At 45.0% G+C, this 1,183-nt stretch carries 1 protein-coding gene and 1 pseudogene; one reads left to right on the top strand and one right to left on the bottom strand.

Annotated features, from left to right (window positions below):
* A partial coding sequence (locus CIK04_RS25300) for an ACT domain-containing protein (protein ID WP_128824699.1) occupies positions 1 to 160 on the bottom strand: 160 nt, incomplete at its 3' end.
* 498 nt (positions 161 to 658) lie between these two features.
* On the opposite strand from CIK04_RS25300, the pseudogene CIK04_RS25290 reads away from it, so the two are divergent.
* A pseudogene (locus CIK04_RS25290) lies at positions 659 to 1,183 on the top strand (ATP-dependent helicase); the annotation flags it as partial.

Raw genomic sequence — 1,183 nt, 5'->3', positions numbered from 1 at the left:
TCCCTCCACGCTCGGTTCGCATAAAAAAGTGACCGCTGGAATTATCTACAAACTCATTGTTGTGAATAATGTTCAGTTGATGCTTGTAACAAATGTTGGTGATTTTAGAGATCAGACCCGGCGCGTCTGAGCAATGAGTCAGTAGTGTTTTCTTTTCCATATTAGAGATATCTCGTGATTATTTTTTTTATGGTACGAATAATTGTTTGGGCGTCGAACGGTGAACTAAACCGCAATACAGGCCTAATAGATAATCTATTATTAAGATGGTTTCAAACAAATTCTCCAGTAAAACGTTTGGCTGGAGACGTTGTCTGAATTGAGCCTTCATAAGAATCATAGAGGTGGTGTATATGGACAAAGATCTACTGGCTCGAAAACTGTATGTATAGAGAGAGTGAGCTTCTCTGATCGGATAACCATGAAATAGATGAGGATCGCATTACATGAACTTTGGGAAAATCGAAGCTTCTCCAGCCGAAGCGGCCAAGGCCATCTTAGGGGAAGAGGATCAATTTACCGGCCCAGCGTGGCTTGCACGCTATTTAAACCGCAAATAACCGACCAAATACCTGCCGAGGCGAAGACAATTGGGTATCGCCATCAAAAAGACAAACCTGACATAATCTGTGCCACTGACCCCTCAGCAGAACACAGAATGATAGCAAAAACGTTTTCTTCCAAAGGCGCTTTAGGCAAGGCCATTCCGGGCTTTCAAGCTCGTCAACCTCAGGTCGATAGTGGCCGAGCGGTCGCCGAGCGATCCAACAGCAACACAGCTCGTGGTTGAAGCGGGGACCGGAACCGGCAAAACCTTCGCCTATCTGGTGCCAGCTCTTCTGAGTGGTAAAAAGGTCATCATTTCTAACTGGTTCGAAAACTTGCAAGAACAGCTTTTCATCGTGATTTGCCATTGATGACCGATGCGTTGGGCTTTTTTGGACAAGTTGCGTTACTGAAAGGCCGCTCCAACTATTTGTGTTTAGAGCGTTTAAGTCGACAAATGGTCGAAGTGCATCACAATGAAGCGGATTCCACTTCATTAAGCCAATTGGTCAAAGTGCGCAGTTGGTCTTCGGAAACCAAAACGGGCGACTTGGGTGATTGTGAAGAGTTGCCAGAAGACAGCATGATCATTCCTACCATCACGTCAACCAATGACAACTGCTTAGGTAAAGATTGT

The organism is Vibrio sp. 03_296, assembly GCF_002265885.1.
Note: the sequence above shows the minus strand (reverse complement) of the source record. Positions and strands in the feature narration are given on the sequence as shown.